We start from the raw sequence: 18,087 nt of genomic DNA on the forward strand, positions 1-18,087 counted from the left end.
CCCGTCGTGAAATGTGGATGACGGTAAATGCGGTGACGGGGGCGGGGCGGGGACGGGATCATAGGTGCCATGCCTGGTCCCTATGTCATCCGCGGTTCGGTCGTGCTCCCCGAGGGCGAGCTCGCCTGGCGCTTTTCGCGTTCCTCCGGGCCGGGCGGGCAGCACGTGAACACCTCGGACTCGCGCGTGGAGCTGATGTTCGACCTGGCGGCCACGAAGGCGCTGCCCGAGGTCTGGAAGGAGCGGGCGCTGGAGCGGCTGGCGTCCCGCCTGGTGGACGGGGTGGTGACCGTACGGGCCTCAGAGCACCGCTCGCAGTTCCGCAATCGGGAGATGGCGCTGGTCCGGATGGCTTCGCTGCTGGCGGAGGCGACGGCGCCGCCCCCGAAGCAGAGGCGGGCGACGAAGATTCCGCGCGGGATCAACGAGCGGCGGCTGCGGGAGAAGAAGGCGCGGGCCGAGACGAAGCGGGGGCGGACCGGGCGGGACTGGTAGTGACCGGCGGGCCTGGAGTGGAGCGTCGGGCTGGAGTGGGCTACTGGCCCAGGTGGCGGTAGCGGCCGCGGAAGTAGGTCAGTGGGGGTGAGTCCGGGGAGGGGAGGGCCGCCGTCAGGACGCGGCCGATGACCAGGGTGTGGTCGCCCGCCTCGACGCGGTTCTCCGTGCGGCACTCCAGGGTGGCCAGGGCGCCGGTCAGCAGGGGCGCGCCGGAGGCCTCGCCGCGTACGTACGGCAGGTCCGCGAAGAGGAGCCGGTCGCTGATGCGGCCCTTCATCGCGAAGCGGCCCGCGACCTGGAGCTGATGGTCGGCGAGGACCGAGACCGCCCACAGCGGCTGCTCCGCCAGCAGGTCGTCCATCCGGGAGCCCTCGCGCAGGCTCACCAGCACCAGGGGCGGGTCCAGGGACACGGACATGAAGGCGGTCGCCGTCATGCCGACGTCCTCGCCGCGCGGGCCGTCCGCCGTCAGGGGGGTCTCGTGTGCCGTGATCAGGCACACGCCGGCCGCCAGCCGGGACATCGCGGCCCGGAACTCGTCATTGCTCACTCCCTCAGCATGGGGGCTTCCCTGGAGCGGGGCGGGCACGGGGGTCGGTACGGGGGTCGGTACAGGGGTCGTGTTCAGCACGCTGAAACGCTAATCTCACCCTCCCGCCACGCACATCGGGCCCTGGTCCGAGTCGCGTCCCCGCCCCTCGGCCTAGGCCCGGGCGTATCGTTTGCTCTCGGGAAGGTGAGGGAGCGCTCCCAGTCGGCACGAGCTCCAGCGCGCACTCATATTCATCTCATGTGACTTGAGTCACAGAGAGCAAGATTTGTTGACCCTGTGTACCTGCCGCACAGCTCACTGTGATTCAGTGGACGGGACACCGCAACGAAACGCCGATGACAAACCTGGAGTTGCTGTCGAGGTCTCGGGGAGAGCGAGCAATGGAGACCGAGTCGGAGCCGTACGTCCGTCTTGCGACCCTGCGGCAGCTGCACCGGGTGGTGGCCGATCTCAATACGGCCCGGAGCCTGGCGGACACTCTGCAGACCGTCGTGGACGGCATCGTCGTGGGCCTCGGCTACGAACTCGCCTGTGTCAACCTCGTTCGCCCGGACGGTGATCTCGTCGTCGCCGCCTTCGCCGGCGACCCCGCCGCGGAAGCCCTCATCACCGGCCGCGTCGGCTCCCGCACCTCCTGGGAACGCCGGCTGACGATGGGTGAGAACTGGGACGGACTGCGGTTCATCCCGCACACCGAGGGCTGGATCCTCATGGAGGACGACGTCCCCCAGTGGCACACCGACGGCCCCGATCCGCGGTTCGAGGACGAGTGGCACCCCGAGGACCGGCTCTATGCGCCGATGTATGCGTCCGGCGGGGAACTTCTGGGTGTCATTTCGGTGGACAGACCGCGCAACGGGCGCCGGCCCGGCGCGTGGGGCCGCGAAGCGCTCCAGATGTACGCCTTCCAGGCGGCGATTGCGATCAGCAATGCGAGGCTCCGGGCGAACATGCAGCGGGCCCTCGTCAGGCTGGAACGCGAGCAGCAGGCGCTGCGCGCCAGCGAGGAGTCCTTCCGCCAGGCCTTCGAGTACGCGCCCAGCGGCATGGCCATCGCCGAGATGGGCGGGGACCAGCACGGCCGGCTGCTGCGGACCAACGACGCGCTGTGCCGGCTGCTCGGGCGCCCGGCCTCCGTACTGCGCCGCTACTCCTTCTCCGACCTGGTCCACCCCGAGGACATCGGCACGCTGCTGCGCACCTCCGCCGAGGGCGGTCGCGCCGAGCTGCGCCTCGGCCGGCGCGACGGCACGTATGTATGGGTCTCGCTGCGCAATTCGGTGGTCGCCGACACCGCCGACGGTCCGCGGTTCCTGCTCACGCACGTCGAGGACATCGAGGAGCGCAAGCGGCACGAACTCCAGCTCGCCCACCGGGCCAGCCACGACTCGCTGACCGGCCTGCCCAACAGCGCCGAGCTGCGGTCGCGGCTCGGCGCGCGGCTGTGCCGCAGACCGCAGTCCGTACGGGCCACCGCGGTCGAGGCGCTGGACGCGGCCTTCGAGGGGCGCGACGGGCACACCGCGCACGCGGGGCACGTGGGTCACGACGGTTACGAGGTGCGGGTGGAGGCGGGTGGTGCGGGTGAGCACGGCTTTCAAGCCGACGGTCCGGACCGGTTCACCGGACCCGACCCCTTCGAGTTCTCCGGCGCGCAGGCGGCCCCCGCGGACGGACCGTACGACCACCACGTCCACACGGTGGCGCCCTCGACCGACGTCGACGACGGGACGAAGGGGCTCGCGGTGCTGTTCTGCGACCTCGACGGCTTCAAGTCGATCAACGACCGGTTCGGGCACCACACGGGCGACGCGGTCCTGATCGAGGTCGCCCGCAGGCTGACGACGGGCGTCAGGGACGGTGACACCGTCGCTCGGCTGGGTGGTGATGAATTCGTCGTCCTCGCCGACGGTCTGGGTGCCGCGGACGCCGCCGATCTCGCGGTGCGGCTGCGGAACGCGATCATCCCGCCCATCCGGGTCGACGGCCGTGCGGTGCGTGTCGGGGCCAGTTTCGGCATCGGCTGGGCCAGCTGCGGGATGTCGGCCGACGAGGTGCTGCGCTCCGCCGACCAGCGGATGTACATCGAGAAGAGGTCCCGTTCCAAGGCGCACCGCAGGGCCGGCTGAGGCGATCCGTCGCTCGTGGGTGCACGTGTTCGGGGTAGGCTCCCGGGGGTCGAAAGGAGTGACCTGCGATGACGACGCCCGCGAACAACGGCCCGCACGGTGGGGCGAACAAGCCCGAGGACGACGATCCGTTCGGCTACCTCTACGAGGACGGCCAGGCGGCCGGAGCCACCCCGCCCTCGTCGGGCGGCGGATACGGCTACCCCGGGACGTCGGCGGGCGGTCACCACGGAGCACAGCCGGGCGTCCCCCGTACCTCGCACCACCAGGTGCGGACCGTCGGAGACCGGCGGAACGGCGGCCAGCGCGGAGCGGTTCCGCAGCAGCAGAATCCTGCGCAGCAGCCCCCGTACCCCCAGTACCAGGCCCCGGAAGCCCTCCAGGCGGGCGGCTACGGCGTTCCGCAGCAGCCGCACACCCACACCGCGGTGAGCGCGCAGCCCGGCGGCCACGGCGGCGGCTCCAGTCGCAGGAGCCTGATCATCGCGGCGGTCGCGGTGGTCGGAGCGGTCGTGATCGGCATCGGCGCGGCCATGGCCTTCACCAAGGACGACGACAAGGGCAAGGACAAGGCGAACGGCGGCCAGCAGTCGGCGGCCCCGCAGAACCCCGCGTCCCCGACGCCGAGCGGCTCTCCCAAGCCCTCCCAGGCCCCGCTGCCCAAGGGCGAGGCGGCCGGTGCGGGCATGGTGCTGAGCGGTGGCGCCCAGCTGGAGAACTCGGTGCCGGGTTCGAAGAGCTCGGGCGGCCAGTACGTCGGCGGCTTCAACCAGACCGGTGCGGCGCTCACCTGGACGGTGGACATGCCAGAGGCTGGGGAGTACACGCTCTACGTGAACTACGGGGTGCCCGGCAAGGACGCGAAGGCGACCCTGACGGTCAACGGGCAGAACCCGACGCAGTCCTTGAACCTGGCGAACTTCGCCAAGGCCGAGGCGGGCGCCTGGGACAAGGGCTGGACCCGCACGTACGCGTACGTCACCCTCAAGAAGGGCACCAACACGATGAAGATCTCGTGCGAGCCCGGCAACCAGTGCGAGGCGGTCTTCGACCAGCTCGACATGGCGCGGGGTCACGTCAAACGCTGACACTCGAAACGAGCCTGGCTCCACCGCATGCGCGGCAGAGCCAGGCTAGGCGTTCACATCGGACTTTTAGCCGCAGTGGACCCAGCGGCTGCCGCCGTCCCACGTCTTCTCCAGGTGAGTGGAGTTGCTCCCCATCCAGTAGCCCGTGAGCTGGCCGTAGACCTGGACGCACCTGCCCGGTGCCTTTAGGTAGACCGGTCCCGCGTACTGCGTGTATGCGCGCTGGCCGTCGGTGGCGGTGTTGCCGGCGCTGTCCTTCAGAGTGACGCCCATGCCGTAGGTGACCTTGAAGTTGGCATCGCGGCGCAGGATCGCGCAGTTTGTGCCGGTGGAGCTGTTGTAGTAGAGGAAGACGACGCCGGCGCCGACCTCACCGGATTCGCTGCCGAGCGGGTAGGCGTCCTGCTGGTAGTACCCGGCGCCGCAGGAGCCGCTGTTTATGGTCTGGGCCTGAGCGGGGACCGCAGCCAGCGCGGAGATGGCCACTACCCCGGTGGTGGTGGCAAGCAGGTTGCGGAGAAATCGGTTCATGGATCAGCCTCGTGAATTCGAAGATCAAATAATCTTGTTGATCTTAGGCGCGTCCAGCCGGGGCTCGCGTCACGTGGCGAACCGTCAATCACTGGGTAGTAGAAGGCGTGCTGACGGGCGTTCAACTTTCAGTGTCCCCCCGTGACCGAGACCGCGAGCCGCAACTCCTCGTAGAGGCCGGGGTCGAACTCGCCCGCCACCGGGGCGAGGACCGTGGCCGCCGACAGGGCGACCGCGCGGGTCAGGCGGTCCGGCCAGTCCAGGCCCTCCGTCAGGGCGGAGAGCAGGCCCGCGACGGCGGAGTCGCCGGCTCCGGTGGGGTTGCCGGACAGCGGGCGGGGCGGCGCCGCCTGCCAGGTGCCCTCGGGGGTGGCGGCCAGCAGGCCGTCCGGGCCGAGTGAGGTGACCACCGCATGGGCGCCCCGGCGGCGGGCGTCGCGGGTGGCGGGGTGCGGGTCGCGCGAGCCGGTGAGTTCGGCCAGTTCGGCGGCGTTCGGCTTGATGATCTCGGGGCGGGCGGCGACCCCGCGGCGCAGGGCCTCGCCGCTGGTGTCCAGGAGGACCGGGACGCCGGCCGCGCGGGCCGTCCGTACGAGCACCGCGTACGCGCCCACCGGAACCCCGGGCGGGAGGCTGCCGCACAGGGCCACGGCCCGGGCCGTGCGGACGAGCTCCTCGTACCGGGCGAGGAACAGCGACCACTCCCCGGGCGTGATCAGCGGGCCCGGCTCGTTGAACTGGGTGGTGTCGCCGCAGGCTCCGTCCGCCACGGCCACGGTGCGGCGCGTGGTGCCCGCGCAGGGGACCAGGGCGTCCACCACCCCCGGGGACCGCGCCAGCAGTTCGCGTACGACGGCGCCGACCGGGCCGCCCGCGAAGCCGGTCGCCGTCACCTCGTGGCCTAGCGCGGCCAGGACGCGGGCGACGTTGATCCCCTTGCCGCCGGGGCGTTCGGTGACGGCGGTGACCCGGTGGGAGGCGTGCGGAAGCAGCCTCGGCACGCGGTACGTGACGTCGAGTGCGGTGTTGAGCGTCACGGTCAGGATCATGGGCACTCCCGGGTCTGTTGCTGCCGGGATCATGCCAAAGACGGGGCGGTCGGCCCAGCCCCGGGGCCCACCGCCGTCGCGCGTACCGCCGCTTGGCCGTCGGATACCCCCTCAGCCGAGGGGGCTGACGACCCATTCGCCACGCCGCATGACGCCCTTGACGTCGAACCCGGCGTCCAGGACCACGAGGTCCGCGTACTTTCCGGGCTCCAGCGAGCCGATCTCGTCGTAGAGGCCGATCAGCTTGGCCGGGTTGGCGGAGATCGCCTGGACCACGGCCTCCACCGGCAGCCGGTCGAGGGTCACCGAGCGCTTGAAGGCGGTGTCCAGGGTGAGCGTCGAGCCGGCGATGGAGCCGCCCTCGACGAGCCGGGCCACGCCCTGCCTGACCTCGACCTCCAGCGGGCCCAGGTGGTAGGTGCCGTCGCCGAAGCCGGCCGCGTCCATCGCGTCGGTGATCAGCGCGACGCGGTGCGCGCCCGCGTGGTGGAAGGCCAGTTCCAGCGCCGCGGGGTGCAGGTGGGTGCCGTCGTTGATGAGCTCGACGGTGATCCGCTCGTCCTCCAGCAGCGCGGCGATCGGGCCGGGTTCGCGGTGCGCGAGGGGCGGCATCGCGTTGAAGAGGTGGGTGGCGACGGTCGCTCCCGCGTCGATGGCGGCGCGCGTCTGCTCGTACGTGGCGTCCGTGTGCCCGATCGCGGCGATGACCCCGTGCTCGGACAGCAGCCGTACGGAGTCCAGGCCGCCCGGGAGTTCGGTGGCGAGGGTGAACATGCGGGCGGCGCCGTGGGCGGCGTCGATCAGCTTGCGGACCTCGGCCGGGTCGGGGTCGCGGAGCAGGTCCTCCTTGTGCGCGCCCTTGCGGCAGGGGTTGATGAACGGCCCCTCGAAGTGGATGCCGGCGATCTCGCCCTGCTGGGTGAGCTCGGCGAGCAGCCCCGCGCGCCGGGCCAGTTCGGCCAGGTCGCCGGTGACGGTGGAGGTGACGAGGGTGGTGGTTCCGTGTTCGCGGTGGGTGCGCACGCCCTTGAGGACGTCCTCGGCGCTGCCGGAGGTGAACGAGGCGCCGCCGCCCCCGTGGTTGTGCATGTCGACGAAGCCGGGGACGATCCAGTGCCCGGACAGGTCGACGATCCGGGAGCCCTCGTGGGCGCTGCCGGCGATGCGGTCGCCGTCGACGATGACCCGGCCGCCCGCCACGGTTCCGGTGGGCAGCACCACCCTGGCGCCGGAGAGAACGGTGCTGTGTGCGCTTCCGGACATCAGGCAGGTACCTCCGTGGCGAGTAGGTCCCAGGCGAGCAGCCCTGCGCCCAGGCATCCGGCGGTGTCCCCGAGGGCCGCCGGCACGATGTGGGGGAGCCGCTGGAACGTCACGCGCTCCTCCACGGCCTTCCGTAGTGGTGTGAACAAGGTTTCCCCCGCCTCGGCGAGGCCGCCACCGATGATCAGCGTGTGCGGGTCCAGCAGGGTGATCGCGGTGACCAGCCCGTCGGCGAGGGCGCCGACGGCGGCCAGCCAGACCTCCCGGGCGCGGGCGTCGCCGGATTCGACGGCCTTGGCGCAGTCCGCGGCGTCGGCCTCGGGGTCGCCGGAGGCGGCCGCCCAGGCGCGGCTGACGGCGGAGGCGGAGGCGAGGGTCTCCAGGCAGCCGTGCTGGCCGCAGCCGCAGGCGGGGCCGCCCGGGCGTACCACGATGTGCCCGATCTCGCCCGCGTAGCCGTGGGCGCCCGCCTCGATGCGGCCGACGATGCCGATGGCGCCGGCGATGCCGGTGCCGAGGGGGACGAAGAGGAAGCGGTCGGCACCCCGGCCGGCGCCGATGCGGCCCTCGGCCAGTCCGCCCGTGCGCACGTCGTGGCCGAGGGCCACCGGGATGCCGCCGAGGCGTCTGCTGAGCAGGGCGCGCATCGGTACGTCCCGCCAGCCGAGGTTCGCCGCGTAGACGGCGATCCCGTTGTCGGCGTCGACGATGCCGGGAACGGCCACTCCGGCGGCCGAGGCGGCCCGCCCGAAGCGTTGCCGGCCGGTGTCGAGCAGCTCGGCGGCGAAGTCCTGGATCGTCTCGACGACGGCGTCGGGGCCCCGTTCGCGGCCGGTGGCGCGGCGCGCTTCGTGGAGCAGAGTGCCGTCGCCGGCGACGAGGGCGGCCTTCATCCCGGTGCCGCCCACATCGAGGGCGATGACGTGTTTCACGGGTTTCACAGAGACAGTCTCGCGTGCTCGGCGGGGAAAGGTCTAGTCCATTGAGGGGGATTGTTGAGTGGCCATACAAATTGGGGGCCCTGGTCGGGAGCCCGATGTGGACGAGCTGCCAAAGTGGTGTAGACCTTACGTGGATCGTACGTACAACAAGGGGTGGATCGAGAACTGTGAAGGGTCGTTACCTGAGGCTGGCCGCGTCCGGTGCCGCGCTGTGTCTGACCGGCGTGACGCTGACGGGCTGCGGAGCCGTCGGCGGACTCACCGGGAACAACGAGGTGACCCTGCGGGTCGTGGCGGCCGACTACGGGGACAATCCGCAGAACTCCTCGGTGGCCTACTGGAAGGACCTGGCCACGGCCTTCGAGCAGGCCAACCCGGGGATCGACGTCGAGGTCAGCGTCTACTCCTGGTCCGAGGTCGACGCCAAGGTCGCGGAGATGGTCAAGGCGGGCAAGGCCCCCGACATCGCGCAGATCGGCGCCTACGCCGACTACGCGGCCGCCGGCAGGCTGCACTCGGCCGCAGAGCTGCTCTCCGTGAAGACCGAGGCCGACTTCCTCGCACCGCTCGCCGACGCCGGCAAGGTCAAGCAGGTCCAGTACGGGCTGCCCTTCGTGGCCAGCACCCGGCTGCTCTTCTACAACGAGAAGCTGCTGACCGACGCCGGCGTGATCGCGAAGGACGCCAAGGCCGGCAGCTGGCAGCCCAAGAGCTGGGCGGACCTGGAGGCCGCGGCGAAGAAGCTCAAGACCGCGGGCGTGCCCACCCCCCTCGCGCTGCCGCTGGGCCGCGAGGAGGCGCAGGCCGAGACGATGATGTGGATGCTCGCGGGCGGTGGCGGCTACACCGACAACGAAGAGGCGTACTCCATCGACTCGGCCGACAACGTCCGGACGCTGGAGTTCCTGCGGGACAAGATGGTCGGGCAGGGGCTGACCGGACCGGTCGAGCCGGGCAAGCTGGACCGGCAGGCCGCCTTCGAGGCCTTCACCAAGGGCGAGGTCGGCATGCTCAACGGGCACCCGACCCTGCTGAAGCAGGCCGACTCCAAGGGCGTGAAGTACGGCATGGTGCCGCTGCCGACGTCCGACGGCAGCGAGCAGTCGGCCATGGGCGTCGCCGACTGGATCATGGCCTTCAAGACCGGCCACCGCCAGGAGTCCGGGAAGTTCCTGGACTTCCTGTACCAGCCGAAGAACGTGACGGCCTTCACCGAGATGTACGACCTGCTGCCGGCCACCACCAGCGGCTACCAGGCCAAGCAGGCCGCCACGGGCGGCTCGGCGCCGCAGCTGAAGACCTTCCTGGCGGCGCTGCCCAGCTCGCGGCTGTACCCGGTCGGCAAGAAGTCATGGGCAGGCGTCAGCGAGGACATCAAGCAGAACATCGGCAAGACCGTCCAGCCGGGCGGACAGCCGGCGAAGGTGCTGGAGGAGATCGCCACGACCGCCCGGGCGGCGGACCCGCGGTAGCGGGGGCCGCGCCCAGGGGCCGAGGTGGTGTCGGGCCGGGCCGGGGGCTGGGCTGGGGCGGGGCGGGGCTGGGCTCGGCGGCCTGGTGGGGAGGCCCGGTGCGGAGGGCCGGATGCGGCGGGGCTGCTGTCGGAGGTCGGCGTTAATCTGGCGGTATGACGGACGAGGGGCAGCTGACGGCCACGGAGGCCGCGGTGCTCGCGTACGAGGGACGCACCTGGCCCGGGCCCGGAGCCAAGGAGCGGGCCATCCGCGAAGGGCTGGGGATGACCCCCGTCCGCTACTACCAGCTCCTCAACGCGCTGATGGACGACCCCCGGGCGCTGGCCCACGCACCGGGCACGGTCAACCGGCTGCGCCGGATCCGAGAGGCCCAGCGGGCCCGGCGATAGCCGTAGCCGTCGCTGCGCCGGGCCGTTAGGGTCGTGCGTATGGGGAGCCTTCCGCACGACTTGCCGACGCCCGTCACCGCAGCCGGACGCGAGGGACTGGAAGCCCTGCTCCGTGCACCCCGCCGGTCCGTGGTCGCCTTGGACTTCGACGGCACGCTCGCCGACATCGTCCCCGACCCCGACCAGGCCCGAGCCCACGCCGGAGCCGTCCCGGCTCTCTCCGCACTCGCCCCCGAGGTCGACTCGGTCGCCGTGATCACCGGCCGGCCGGCGAGCGTCGCCGTCCGCTACGGGGGCTTCGCGGGGGTCCCCGGACTGGAACACCTCGTCGTCCTCGGCCACTACGGGGCCGAACGGTGGGACGCCGTCACCGGCCTCGTCCACGCCCCCGCCGAGCACCCCGGGGTGGCGGCGGTCCGGGCGGAGCTGCCGGGATTCCTCGAATCGATCGGGGCCTGGCGGGGCACCTGGATCGAGGAGAAGGGCCGCGCGCTGGCGGTGCACACCCGGCGGGCCTCGGACCCCGCGGCGGCCTTCGCGGCGCTGCGCGAACCCCTGGCCGAGCTGGCCGCCCGCCACGGGCTCATGGTGGAGCCGGGCCGGGCGGTCCTGGAACTGCGCCCGCCGGGCATGGACAAGGGCGTCGCCCTGGCGGAGTTCCTGGCGGAGCGGGACGCAGAGGCGGTGCTGTACGCCGGGGACGACCTGGGTGACCTGGCGGCGTACTCGGCGGTCGAGAAGCGCAGGGCCGAGGGCCTGCCGGGGCTGCTGGTGTGCAGTGGCTCGGCCGAGGTTCCCGAGCTGGCCTCCCGGGCGGACCTCGTCCTGCCCGGACCCGGTGCGGTGGCCGCCTTCCTGGCCGAGCTGGCCGTGGCCGTGCGCGCCTGACCGCTCCGCTGCGGGGTGCGGCGCCGCTGCCCGGGGGCCCGCCCCCGGACCCCCGCGCCTCAAACGCCGGCGGCGCTTGAAAGATCGCCTCAAACGCCGGCGGGGCTGGAATCGCGGAGCCCCAGGGGGTGGGCGGTCAGCCTCGCAAAGCGGACAGCTGGGCCTCGAACCATTGGGTCGGCGGGAGGGCCGTCGCCGCCGCGGCCAGGCGCTTCGTGCGCTCCGCCCGCTCATCCGCCGGCATGGACAGCGCCGCGTGCAACGCCTCCGCCGTCTGCGTGACGTCGTACGGATTCACCGTCAGCGCGTCCTGCATCAGTTCCTCGTATGCCCCGGCCCCGGTGGACAGCACCAGCACGCACCCCGCCTCCGACACCACCGGGATCTCCTTCGCCACCAGGTTCATCCCGTCCCGCACCGGGTTCACCAGCGCCACGTCCGCCATCCGGTAGACCGCCAGTGAGCGCGCGAAGTCGTCTTGCACCGACACCAGCACCGGCTGCCAGTCCGCCGTCCCGAACTCCGCGTTGATCTCCGCCGCCAGCTCCCGCACCGACTCCGTGTACGTCCGGTACACCGCGAGGTCCTGCCGTGACGGGTACGCCGAGGCCAGGTGCACCACCCGGCCGCGCCATTCGGGGTGGACCGTCAGCAGCTCCCGGTACGCGAGCAGGCCCCGCAGGATGTTCTTCGACAGCTCCGTCCGGTCCACCCGCGCGATCGTCTTCAGGTCGCCGACCTCCGACCGCAGCTGCGCCAGCTTCTCGTCCACCTCCGGCCGGTGCGCCAGCGCCCGCAGCTCGTCCGCGTCGACCCCGAGCGGGTACCGGGTCACCGCGGTGAACCGCTTCTCCCCGTACCGGCTCCCGTCCGCGGTCATCCTGCGGTGGTGCACCCCGCTCTGGCCGTCCCGGGGGAAGAACGGGTCCGCGACGCCGCGCGCGTCGTCGATGGCGGCGCCGCTGATGAAATTGGCCGCCCATCCCTCCGTGTGGAACCCCAGCCGGTCCGCGCCGAGCATCCCCCACACCAGCTGGCTCCGGATGTCGTCCGGGAGCATGAGCAGGAACTCGTGCGAGGCCCACGGCGTGTGCGTGAAGTGCCCGATCCGCAGGTCCGGCCGCAGTTCCCGCAACCGACCCGGCACCAGCGCCAGGTGGTAGTCCTGCACGAGGACGGCCGCGCCCTGCGCCGCCTCCTCGGCCAGGGCCTCGGCGAAGGCGCGGTTGTAGGCCACGTACGAGGCCCACTGCCGGCGGAACTCCGCGCCGAAGACCGGCTCGCGCGGGATGTCGTAGAGGTGGTGGTGGGTGAACCACAGCACGGAGTTGGCGATGCCGTTGTACGCGTCGTCGTACATCGTGGGATCGATGTCCAGCATCCGGACGCCCGGCTCGGCGACACCCCGGCGGACCGCCTCACGGTCCGCCTCCGACAGGGCCGCGCAGATCCACAGCGCCTCCGGCTGCTCCGCGAGCGCCGCGGAGAGTCCGGAGACGAGACCGCCGCCCCCGCGCCGGGCACTGAGCGTGCCGTCGTCGGAGAGGGCGTAGGAAAGCGGGCCGCGGTTCGCTGCAACGAGTACCTGAGAAGCCATGCGGCCAACCTAGCCCGGCCCGTGCTCGCTCAAACGTCCGCAATCGTCACGCCACGCGGCGTCGCGCGTACTCCGTGATGCCCGCCATCGGCGGCCGCTCCTCGACGTCCACCGGGTACGTCCGCGGTATGAAGCCGTCCGGGCCGCGCTCGAACTGCGTCAGCTCCGGCCGTACGAGGTGCCCGCGCGAGAGCCGCACCAGGGCGGTGCGGTAGATCGCCGCGGCCATCCGGCCCAGCGCCTGTCCGCCCTGATGGCGGTGGAGCCGTACGCCCACGTCCACCTGGGCCAGCGCGTCCAGCCCGACCGTGTGCAGTGCGTCGACGAGCAGGCCGAGCTCGACGCCGTACCCGACGGGGAACGGCAGCCGTTCCAGCAGGGAGCGGCGTACGGCGTACTCGCCCCCCAGCGGCTGGACGAAGCCGGCGAGCTGAGGCCAGTGGAGGTTGAGGAGCGGGCGGGCGACCAGCTCCGTCACCCGTCCGCCCTGGCCGGGGGCGTCACCCAGCGGGCGGTCGTACATCGCCTTGACGAACTGCACGTCCGGCTCGGTGAGCAGCGGACCCACGATCCCGGAGACGAAGTCGGCCGAGAAGTCGCGCAGATCGGCGTCGACGAAGCAGACGACGTCCCCGCTGGTGGCCAGCAGCGAGCGCCACAGCACCTCGCCCTTGCCGGGCAGGGCCGGGATCCTCGGCAGGATCTCGTCGCGGTGCACCACCCGGGCTCCGGCCTTCGCCGCGACCTCGGCGGTACGGTCGGCCGAGCCGGAGTCGACCACGATCAACTCGTCGACCAGCGGGACGGGCAGTCCCTCGATCAGATCACGCCGGATCACCTCGACGATCGCGCCGACCGTCGCCTCCTCGTCCAGCGCGGGCAGCACCACGCTGACCGTGGTCCCGGCCGCCCGTTTCCGGTCGAGCAGCTGGTCGAGCGGTCGGTCGGCGGCTGACCAGGAGCGGTCTGCCAGCCAGCGCTCCACCTCTTCCAGCACCCTCAGCACTCCCTGCGTGTCGGCAATATCTGCCGTTATGTGATCCATCTCGCGGTTCGGACGCCTGTCTCAACCGCCCGGGCCTTCGGTTACAGTCTTGAACAACGCGAAGGACCACCGCATGCCGGGGGTCCCCGCGTACAAACGCACCGGCGCGCCACAGAGCGCGTGTGCCGGTGCCATACCGCTCATCCAGAGGGGCAGAGGGACACGGCCCGTTGAAGCCCCGGCAACCCTCCAGTCGGTTCTCGCGATCGCTCGTCAAGCGACGTCAGCGAGGTCCCCGGCTAGGGAAGGTGCCAATTCCGTCTCATGGCGAAGTGCGCCATGGGGAAGATGAGGAGAAAGGGCCTCGCCATCATGGCTGCACAGACTGTCGCCACCTCTGTTGATCTCGGACCTGCCACCGGCCTTTCCTGTCGCGAGTGCGGTACCCGCTTCGAACTCGGCCCCATCTTCGCGTGCGCCGAGTGCTTCGGACCGCTGGAAGTCGCCTACGACCTTCCGACCGGTGACCCCGAGGCCCTGCGCGCCGCGATCGAGGCCGGCCCTCCCAACATCTGGCGCTACGCGCCGCTGCTGCCCGTCCCCTCGGACGTGGCCTCCAAGCCGAGCCTGAACCCGGGCTTCACCAAGCTCGTGGACGCGGAGAACCTGGCCAAGGAGCTCGGCGTCACCGGCAAGCTGTACGTCAAGGACGACTCGGGCAACCCGACGCACTCCTTCAAGGACCGTGTCGTGGCCATCGCCGTCGAGGCCGCCCGCGCCTTCGGCTTCACCACCCTGTCCTGCTCCTCCACCGGCAACCTGGCCGGCGCGGTCGGCGCCGCCGCCGCCCGGGCCGGCTTCCGCTCCTGCGTGTTCATCCCGCACGACCTGGAGCAGGGCAAGGTCGTCATGGCCGGTGTGTACGGCGGTGAGCTGGTCGGCATCGAGGGCAACTACGACGACGTCAACCGCTTCTGCTCCGAGCTCATCGGCGATCCGCTGGGCGAGGGCTGGGGGTTCGTCAACGTCAACCTGCGCCCGTACTACGGCGAGGGTTCCAAGACCCTGGCGTACGAGATCTGCGAGCAGCTCGGCTGGCGGCTGCCCGACCAGATCGTGATCCCGATCGCGTCCGGCTCACAGCTGACGAAGATCGACAAGGGTCTGCAGGAGCTGATCAAGCTGGGCCTGGTCGAGGACAAGCCGTACAAGATCTTCGGCGCCCAGGCCGAGGGCTGCTCCCCGGTGTCGACCGCCTTCAAGGCCGGTCACGACGTGGTCCGCCCGCAGAAGCCGAACACCATCGCCAAGTCGCTGGCCATCGGCAACCCGGCGGACGGCCCGTACGTCCTGGACATCGCGCGGCGCACCGGCGGCTTCGTCGAGGACGTCACCGACGAGCAGGTCGTCGAGGCGATCAAGATCCTCGCGCAGACCGAGGGCATCTTCGCCGAGACCGCGGGCGGCGTGACCGTCGGCGTGACGAAGAAGCTCATCGACAACGGGCAGCTCGACCCGACGCTGACCACCGTCGTCCTCAACACCGGCGACGGCCTCAAGACCCTGGAGGCGGTGGCCGCGGACAGCGGGCAGACCGCCACCATCCGCCCGAGCCTGGACGCGTTCCGCGCCGCCGGCCTGGCCTGACCCTCCCCCTGCTCTACCGGAAAGGCAGTAGCGCCATGAGCGTCAACGTCCGCATTCCCACCATCCTGCGCACCTACACCGGCGGTCAGGCCGAGGTCCCGGCCGAGGGCGCGACCCTCGCCGAGGTCATCGAGTCCCTGGAGAAGAGCCACCCGGGCATCGCCGCGCGCGTCCTGGACGACCAGGGCAGGCTGCGTCGCTTCGTGAACGTCTACGTGAACGACGACGACGTGCGTTTCGAGGGCGGGCTGCAGGCGGCGACGCCGGACGGCGCCGGCGTCTCGATCATCCCGGCCGTCGCGGGCGGCTGCTGATCCCCTGGATCGGTCTTTGATCGCCCGTCAGGCGACAGGCGTAAACCGAAATTGCCCCCTCCGCTAAAAGCGGAGGGGGCAATTCTGCTTGATTGGGCGCGGTAGGGTTGGGGAAGTCCCCTCCGCTGTTCTTGCCCGCCGCATATGAGCGGGCCGCGCGAGGGTCGACATCGGGCCAATGTGCAAGCGCGGTATGGGGCTTTGGCGAGATATGTCAGGCCCGAGTTGCCCTGCAAGATGCCAAATTTTCACTCTATTTCAATGTTTCTCGGTGTCCAGATTTCTCGTCGGATTGACCTGTTGCAGACAGCACTCGCGCAGATACATTCAGCCTCGGTCGACGCGTTCCGACGCAAGTTCTGACCCGGGAACGCGAAGTGCGTTCCCGCGCAAGGGCCAGTAATAGGGGAGTTAGGCATGGCTCAGGGCACCGTCAAGTGGTTCAACGCGGAGAAGGGCTACGGCTTCATCGCGGTCGACGGTGGTGCGGATGTGTTCGTCCACTACAGCGCCATCCAGATGGACGGATACCGCACCCTTGAAGAGGGTCAGCGGGTCGAGTTCGAGATCTCGCAGGGCCAGAAGGGTCCGCAGGCGGACATGGTCAAGCTCGCACTCGGCTAGTCCTGGAGCGATCGACCACCGACGCGACACGTACGCGCGCACCCGCGTACGCGCACACATACGAGGGGCCCGCATCCTTGAGGAGGGATGCGGGCCCCTTGTGCGTTGCCGGGAGTCCCGGGGCGTTGCCGGGAGTCCCGGGGCGTCGCCCGATGAGTCCCGGGGCGTCGCCCGAAGCCGCTTGCGCCCACCCCTCGCCCGACCGCCACGCCCCACCGGGGCTTCTTCGAAGCCGCTTGCACTCTCGGGGGTCGAGTGCTAATCATTGGCATTAGCACTCTCCCGGTGAGAGTGCTACTGAACGAGGACCGGGTCGGTGAGGCCCGCAGGGTCCGGTGGGAAGGAACCGCCGGGCACGCAGGCCGTCCGTCGCGGGCGCGGGCGCGGTCCTGGGAGCAATCCACCGCTGTCCGGGAGGACCACTTCAGATGGCCAAGATCATTGCGTTCGACGAGGAGGCCCGCCGCGGCCTCGAGCGTGGGATGAACCAGCTCGCCGACGCCGTCAAGGTCACCCTTGGCCCCAAGGGTCGCAACGTCGTCCTTGAGAAGAAGTGGGGCGCCCCCACGATCACCAACGATGGTGTCTCCATCGCCAAGGAGATCGAGCTCGAGGACCCGTACGAGAAGATCGGCGCCGAGCTGGTCAAGGAAGTCGCCAAGAAGACGGACGACGTCGCGGGCGACGGTACGACCACCGCCACCGTGCTGGCCCAGGCGCTCGTCCGCGAGGGCCTGCGCAACGTGGCCGCCGGCGCCAACCCGATGGCCCTCAAGCGTGGTATCGAGAAGGCCGTCGAGGCCGTCTCCGCCGCCCTGCTCGCCCAGGCCAAGGATGTCGAGACCAAGGAGCAGATCGCTTCGACGGCCTCCATCTCCGCCGCCGACACCCAGATCGGCGAGCTCATCGCCGAGGCCATGGACAAGGTCGGCAAGGAAGGCGTCATCACCGTCGAGGAGTCCCAGACCTTCGGTCTGGAGCTGGAGCTCACCGAGGGTATGCGCTTCGACAAGGGCTACATCTCGGCGTACTTCGCCACCGACATGGAGCGCATGGAGTCGTCCCTCGACGACCCGTACATCCTGATCGTCAACTCCAAGATCGGCTCGGTCAAGGACCTGCTGCCGCTCCTGGAGAAGGTCATGCAGTCCGGCAAGCCGCTGCTGATCATCGCCGAGGACGTCGAGGGCGAGGCGCTCTCCACCCTCGTCGTCAACAAGATCCGCGGCACCTTCAAGTCCGTCGCCGTCAAGGCCCCGGGCTTCGGCGACCGCCGCAAGGCCATGCTCGGTGACATCGCCATCCTCACCGGTGGCACGGTCATCTCCGAGGAGGTCGGCCTCAAGCTGGAGAACGCCGGTCTCGACCTGCTCGGCCGCGCCCGCAAGGTCGTCATCACCAAGGACGAGACCACCATCGTCGACGGTGCCGGTGACAGCGACCAGGTCGCCGGTCGCGTGAACCAGATCCGCGCCGAGATCGAGAACTCCGACTCGGACTACGACCGCGAGAAGCTCCAGGAGCGCCTCGCGAAGCTGGCCGGCGGCGTGGCCGTCATCAAGGCCGGTGCCGCGACCGAGGTGGAGCTCAAGGAGCGCAAGCACCGCATCGAGGACGCCGTTCGCAACGCGAAGGCGGCCGTCGAGGAGGGCATCGTCGCCGGTGGTGGCGTGGCCCTGCTGCAGGCCTCCGCGGTCTTCGAGAAGCTGGAGCTCGAGGGTGACGAGGCGACCGGCGCCAACGCCGTGAAGCTCGCCCTGGAGGCCCCGCTCAAGCAGATCGCCGTCAACGGTGGTCTCGAGGGTGGCGTCGTCGTCGAGAAGGTGCGCAACCTGCCGATCGGTCACGGCCTGAACGCCGCGACCGGCGAGTACGTCGACATGATCGCCGAGGGCATCATCGACCCGGCGAAGGTCACGCGCTCCGCTCTGCAGAACGCCGCGTCGATCGCCGCGCTGTTCCTGACGACCGAGGCCGTCATCGCCGACAAGCCCGAGAAGGCCGGCGCCGGCGCCCCGGGCGGCATGCCGGGCGGTGACATGGACTTCTGATCGACCCCGGCTCCGGCCACTGGTTGATCGGCTGTTCTCGAACGAGGGCGGCACCCCCCGCGGGG

Annotated in this window: 17 protein-coding genes and 1 riboswitch; of the genes, 10 read left to right on the forward strand and 7 right to left on the reverse strand. The window is 70.8% G+C overall.

The window, feature by feature from the left end; all coding sequences use genetic code 11:
- The first annotated feature begins 69 nt into the window (after positions 1-69).
- On the forward strand, positions 70-495 hold the full coding sequence (arfB, locus tag ACWGIF_RS08945) for an alternative ribosome rescue aminoacyl-tRNA hydrolase ArfB (protein ID WP_453493204.1): 426 nt from the start codon (positions 70-72) through the stop codon (positions 493-495).
- 40 nt (positions 496-535) lie between these two features.
- Here arfB and ACWGIF_RS08950 read toward each other — a convergent pair whose 3' ends face one another.
- Complete coding sequence (locus ACWGIF_RS08950; protein WP_453493207.1) at positions 536-1,129, reverse strand: flavin reductase family protein; 594 nt, start codon at positions 1,127-1,129, stop codon at positions 536-538.
- A gap of 302 nt (positions 1,130-1,431) precedes the next feature.
- On the opposite strand from ACWGIF_RS08950, the gene cdgB reads away from it, so the two are divergent.
- Positions 1,432-3,180 carry a diguanylate cyclase CdgB gene (gene cdgB / locus ACWGIF_RS08955; RefSeq protein WP_453493209.1) on the forward strand — a complete coding sequence of 583 codons (1,749 nt, stop codon included), beginning with the start codon at positions 1,432-1,434 and terminating at the stop codon, positions 3,178-3,180.
- Between the two features lie 68 nt (positions 3,181-3,248).
- On the forward strand, positions 3,249-4,268 hold the full coding sequence (locus tag ACWGIF_RS08960) for a CBM35 domain-containing protein (protein WP_453493212.1): 1,020 nt from the start codon (positions 3,249-3,251) through the stop codon (positions 4,266-4,268).
- A gap of 66 nt (positions 4,269-4,334) precedes the next feature.
- Here the strand turns inward: ACWGIF_RS08960 and ACWGIF_RS08965 are convergent, their stop codons facing one another.
- From ACWGIF_RS08965 to ACWGIF_RS08980, 4 genes are all read right to left on the reverse strand, one after another.
- Complete coding sequence (locus ACWGIF_RS08965; protein WP_453493215.1) at positions 4,335-4,799, reverse strand: hypothetical protein; 465 nt, start codon at positions 4,797-4,799, stop codon at positions 4,335-4,337.
- Between the two features lie 128 nt (positions 4,800-4,927).
- Entirely contained in the window at positions 4,928-5,848 is a 921-nt protein-coding gene (locus ACWGIF_RS08970; RefSeq protein WP_453493218.1) for a 1-phosphofructokinase family hexose kinase, read from the reverse strand.
- A 111-nt stretch (positions 5,849-5,959) separates the two neighbouring features.
- On the reverse strand, positions 5,960-7,111 hold the full coding sequence (gene nagA, locus ACWGIF_RS08975) for an N-acetylglucosamine-6-phosphate deacetylase (protein WP_453493221.1): 1,152 nt from the start codon (positions 7,109-7,111) through the stop codon (positions 5,960-5,962).
- A complete protein-coding gene (locus ACWGIF_RS08980; RefSeq protein ID WP_453493249.1) occupies positions 7,111-8,043 on the reverse strand; it encodes an ROK family protein in 933 nt (310 codons plus the stop codon). The genes nagA and ACWGIF_RS08980 overlap by 1 nt, the downstream gene beginning before the upstream one ends.
- A 176-nt stretch (positions 8,044-8,219) precedes the next feature.
- Here ACWGIF_RS08980 and ACWGIF_RS08985 point away from each other — a divergent pair, with 176 nt between their 5' ends.
- The 3 genes from ACWGIF_RS08985 to otsB all read left to right on the forward strand — a co-directional run bounded on the left by ACWGIF_RS08985 (position 8,220) and on the right by otsB (position 10,804).
- Positions 8,220-9,524, forward strand: coding sequence for an ABC transporter substrate-binding protein (locus ACWGIF_RS08985; RefSeq protein ID WP_453493224.1), 1,305 nt, complete (start codon positions 8,220-8,222; stop codon positions 9,522-9,524).
- A 155-nt stretch (positions 9,525-9,679) separates the two neighbouring features.
- The gene (locus ACWGIF_RS08990) at positions 9,680-9,916 is read left to right on the forward strand and encodes a DUF3263 domain-containing protein (protein ID WP_030031449.1); all 237 of its coding nucleotides are present in this window, start codon (positions 9,680-9,682) and stop codon (positions 9,914-9,916) included.
- Positions 9,917-9,955: 39 nt separating this feature from the next.
- Complete coding sequence (otsB, locus tag ACWGIF_RS08995) at positions 9,956-10,804, forward strand: trehalose-phosphatase (RefSeq protein ID WP_453493228.1); 849 nt, start codon at positions 9,956-9,958, stop codon at positions 10,802-10,804.
- A 136-nt stretch (positions 10,805-10,940) separates the two neighbouring features.
- On the opposite strand, the gene ACWGIF_RS09000 is transcribed toward otsB, so the two are convergent.
- Positions 10,941-12,401 carry an alpha,alpha-trehalose-phosphate synthase (UDP-forming) gene (locus tag ACWGIF_RS09000; RefSeq protein ID WP_453493231.1) on the reverse strand — a complete coding sequence of 487 codons (1,461 nt, stop codon included), beginning with the start codon at positions 12,399-12,401 and terminating at the stop codon, positions 10,941-10,943.
- 46 nt (positions 12,402-12,447) lie between these two features.
- Positions 12,448-13,398 carry a glucosyl-3-phosphoglycerate synthase gene (locus ACWGIF_RS09005; protein ID WP_453493252.1) on the reverse strand — a complete coding sequence of 317 codons (951 nt, stop codon included), beginning with the start codon at positions 13,396-13,398 and terminating at the stop codon, positions 12,448-12,450.
- Positions 13,399-13,583: 185 nt separating this feature from the next.
- Positions 13,584-13,741: riboswitch (SAM riboswitch) on the forward strand.
- Between the two features lie 17 nt (positions 13,742-13,758).
- Here ACWGIF_RS09005 and thrC point away from each other — a divergent pair.
- The 4 genes from thrC to groL all read left to right on the forward strand — a co-directional run bounded on the left by thrC (position 13,759) and on the right by groL (position 18,022).
- Complete coding sequence (gene thrC, locus ACWGIF_RS09010; RefSeq protein WP_453493234.1) at positions 13,759-15,033, forward strand: threonine synthase; 1,275 nt, start codon at positions 13,759-13,761, stop codon at positions 15,031-15,033.
- 35 nt (positions 15,034-15,068) lie between these two features.
- Positions 15,069-15,347 carry a MoaD/ThiS family protein gene (locus tag ACWGIF_RS09015; protein WP_453493237.1) on the forward strand — a complete coding sequence of 93 codons (279 nt, stop codon included), beginning with the start codon at positions 15,069-15,071 and terminating at the stop codon, positions 15,345-15,347.
- Between the two features lie 417 nt (positions 15,348-15,764).
- Positions 15,765-15,971, forward strand: a complete 207-nt coding sequence (locus ACWGIF_RS09020) for a cold-shock protein (RefSeq protein ID WP_030009783.1) — start codon at positions 15,765-15,767, stop codon at positions 15,969-15,971.
- Positions 15,972-16,399: 428 nt separating this feature from the next.
- On the forward strand, positions 16,400-18,022 hold the full coding sequence (gene groL, locus ACWGIF_RS09025; RefSeq protein ID WP_319724454.1) for a chaperonin GroEL: 1,623 nt from the start codon (positions 16,400-16,402) through the stop codon (positions 18,020-18,022).
- Positions 18,023-18,087 lie beyond the last annotated feature (65 nt).

Source organism: Streptomyces sp. NPDC054849 (assembly GCF_053610945.1).

Bases quoted from the DNA above. Each gene is read 5' to 3' on its own strand.
- cdgB (WP_453493209.1), top strand. From the start codon at position 1,432: ATGGAGACCGAGTCGGAGCCGTACGTCCGTCTTGCGACCCTGCGGCAG.
- ACWGIF_RS09015 (WP_453493237.1), top strand. From the start codon at position 15,069: ATGAGCGTCAACGTCCGCATTCCCACCATCCTGCGCACCTACACCGGC.
- otsB (WP_453493228.1), top strand. From the start codon at position 9,956: ATGGGGAGCCTTCCGCACGACTTGCCGACGCCCGTCACCGCAGCCGGA.
- ACWGIF_RS09020 (WP_030009783.1), top strand. From the start codon at position 15,765: ATGGCTCAGGGCACCGTCAAGTGGTTCAACGCGGAGAAGGGCTACGGC.
- ACWGIF_RS08970 (WP_453493218.1), bottom strand. From the start codon at position 5,848: ATGATCCTGACCGTGACGCTCAACACCGCACTCGACGTCACGTACCGC.
- groL (WP_319724454.1), top strand. From the start codon at position 16,400: ATGGCCAAGATCATTGCGTTCGACGAGGAGGCCCGCCGCGGCCTCGAG.
- nagA (WP_453493221.1), bottom strand. From the start codon at position 7,111: ATGTCCGGAAGCGCACACAGCACCGTTCTCTCCGGCGCCAGGGTGGTG.
- arfB (WP_453493204.1), top strand. From the start codon at position 70: ATGCCTGGTCCCTATGTCATCCGCGGTTCGGTCGTGCTCCCCGAGGGC.
- thrC (WP_453493234.1), top strand. From the start codon at position 13,759: ATGGCTGCACAGACTGTCGCCACCTCTGTTGATCTCGGACCTGCCACC.
- ACWGIF_RS08960 (WP_453493212.1), top strand. From the start codon at position 3,249: ATGACGACGCCCGCGAACAACGGCCCGCACGGTGGGGCGAACAAGCCC.
- ACWGIF_RS08965 (WP_453493215.1), bottom strand. From the start codon at position 4,799: ATGAACCGATTTCTCCGCAACCTGCTTGCCACCACCACCGGGGTAGTG.
- ACWGIF_RS08990 (WP_030031449.1), top strand. From the start codon at position 9,680: ATGACGGACGAGGGGCAGCTGACGGCCACGGAGGCCGCGGTGCTCGCG.
- ACWGIF_RS09000 (WP_453493231.1), bottom strand. From the start codon at position 12,401: ATGGCTTCTCAGGTACTCGTTGCAGCGAACCGCGGCCCGCTTTCCTAC.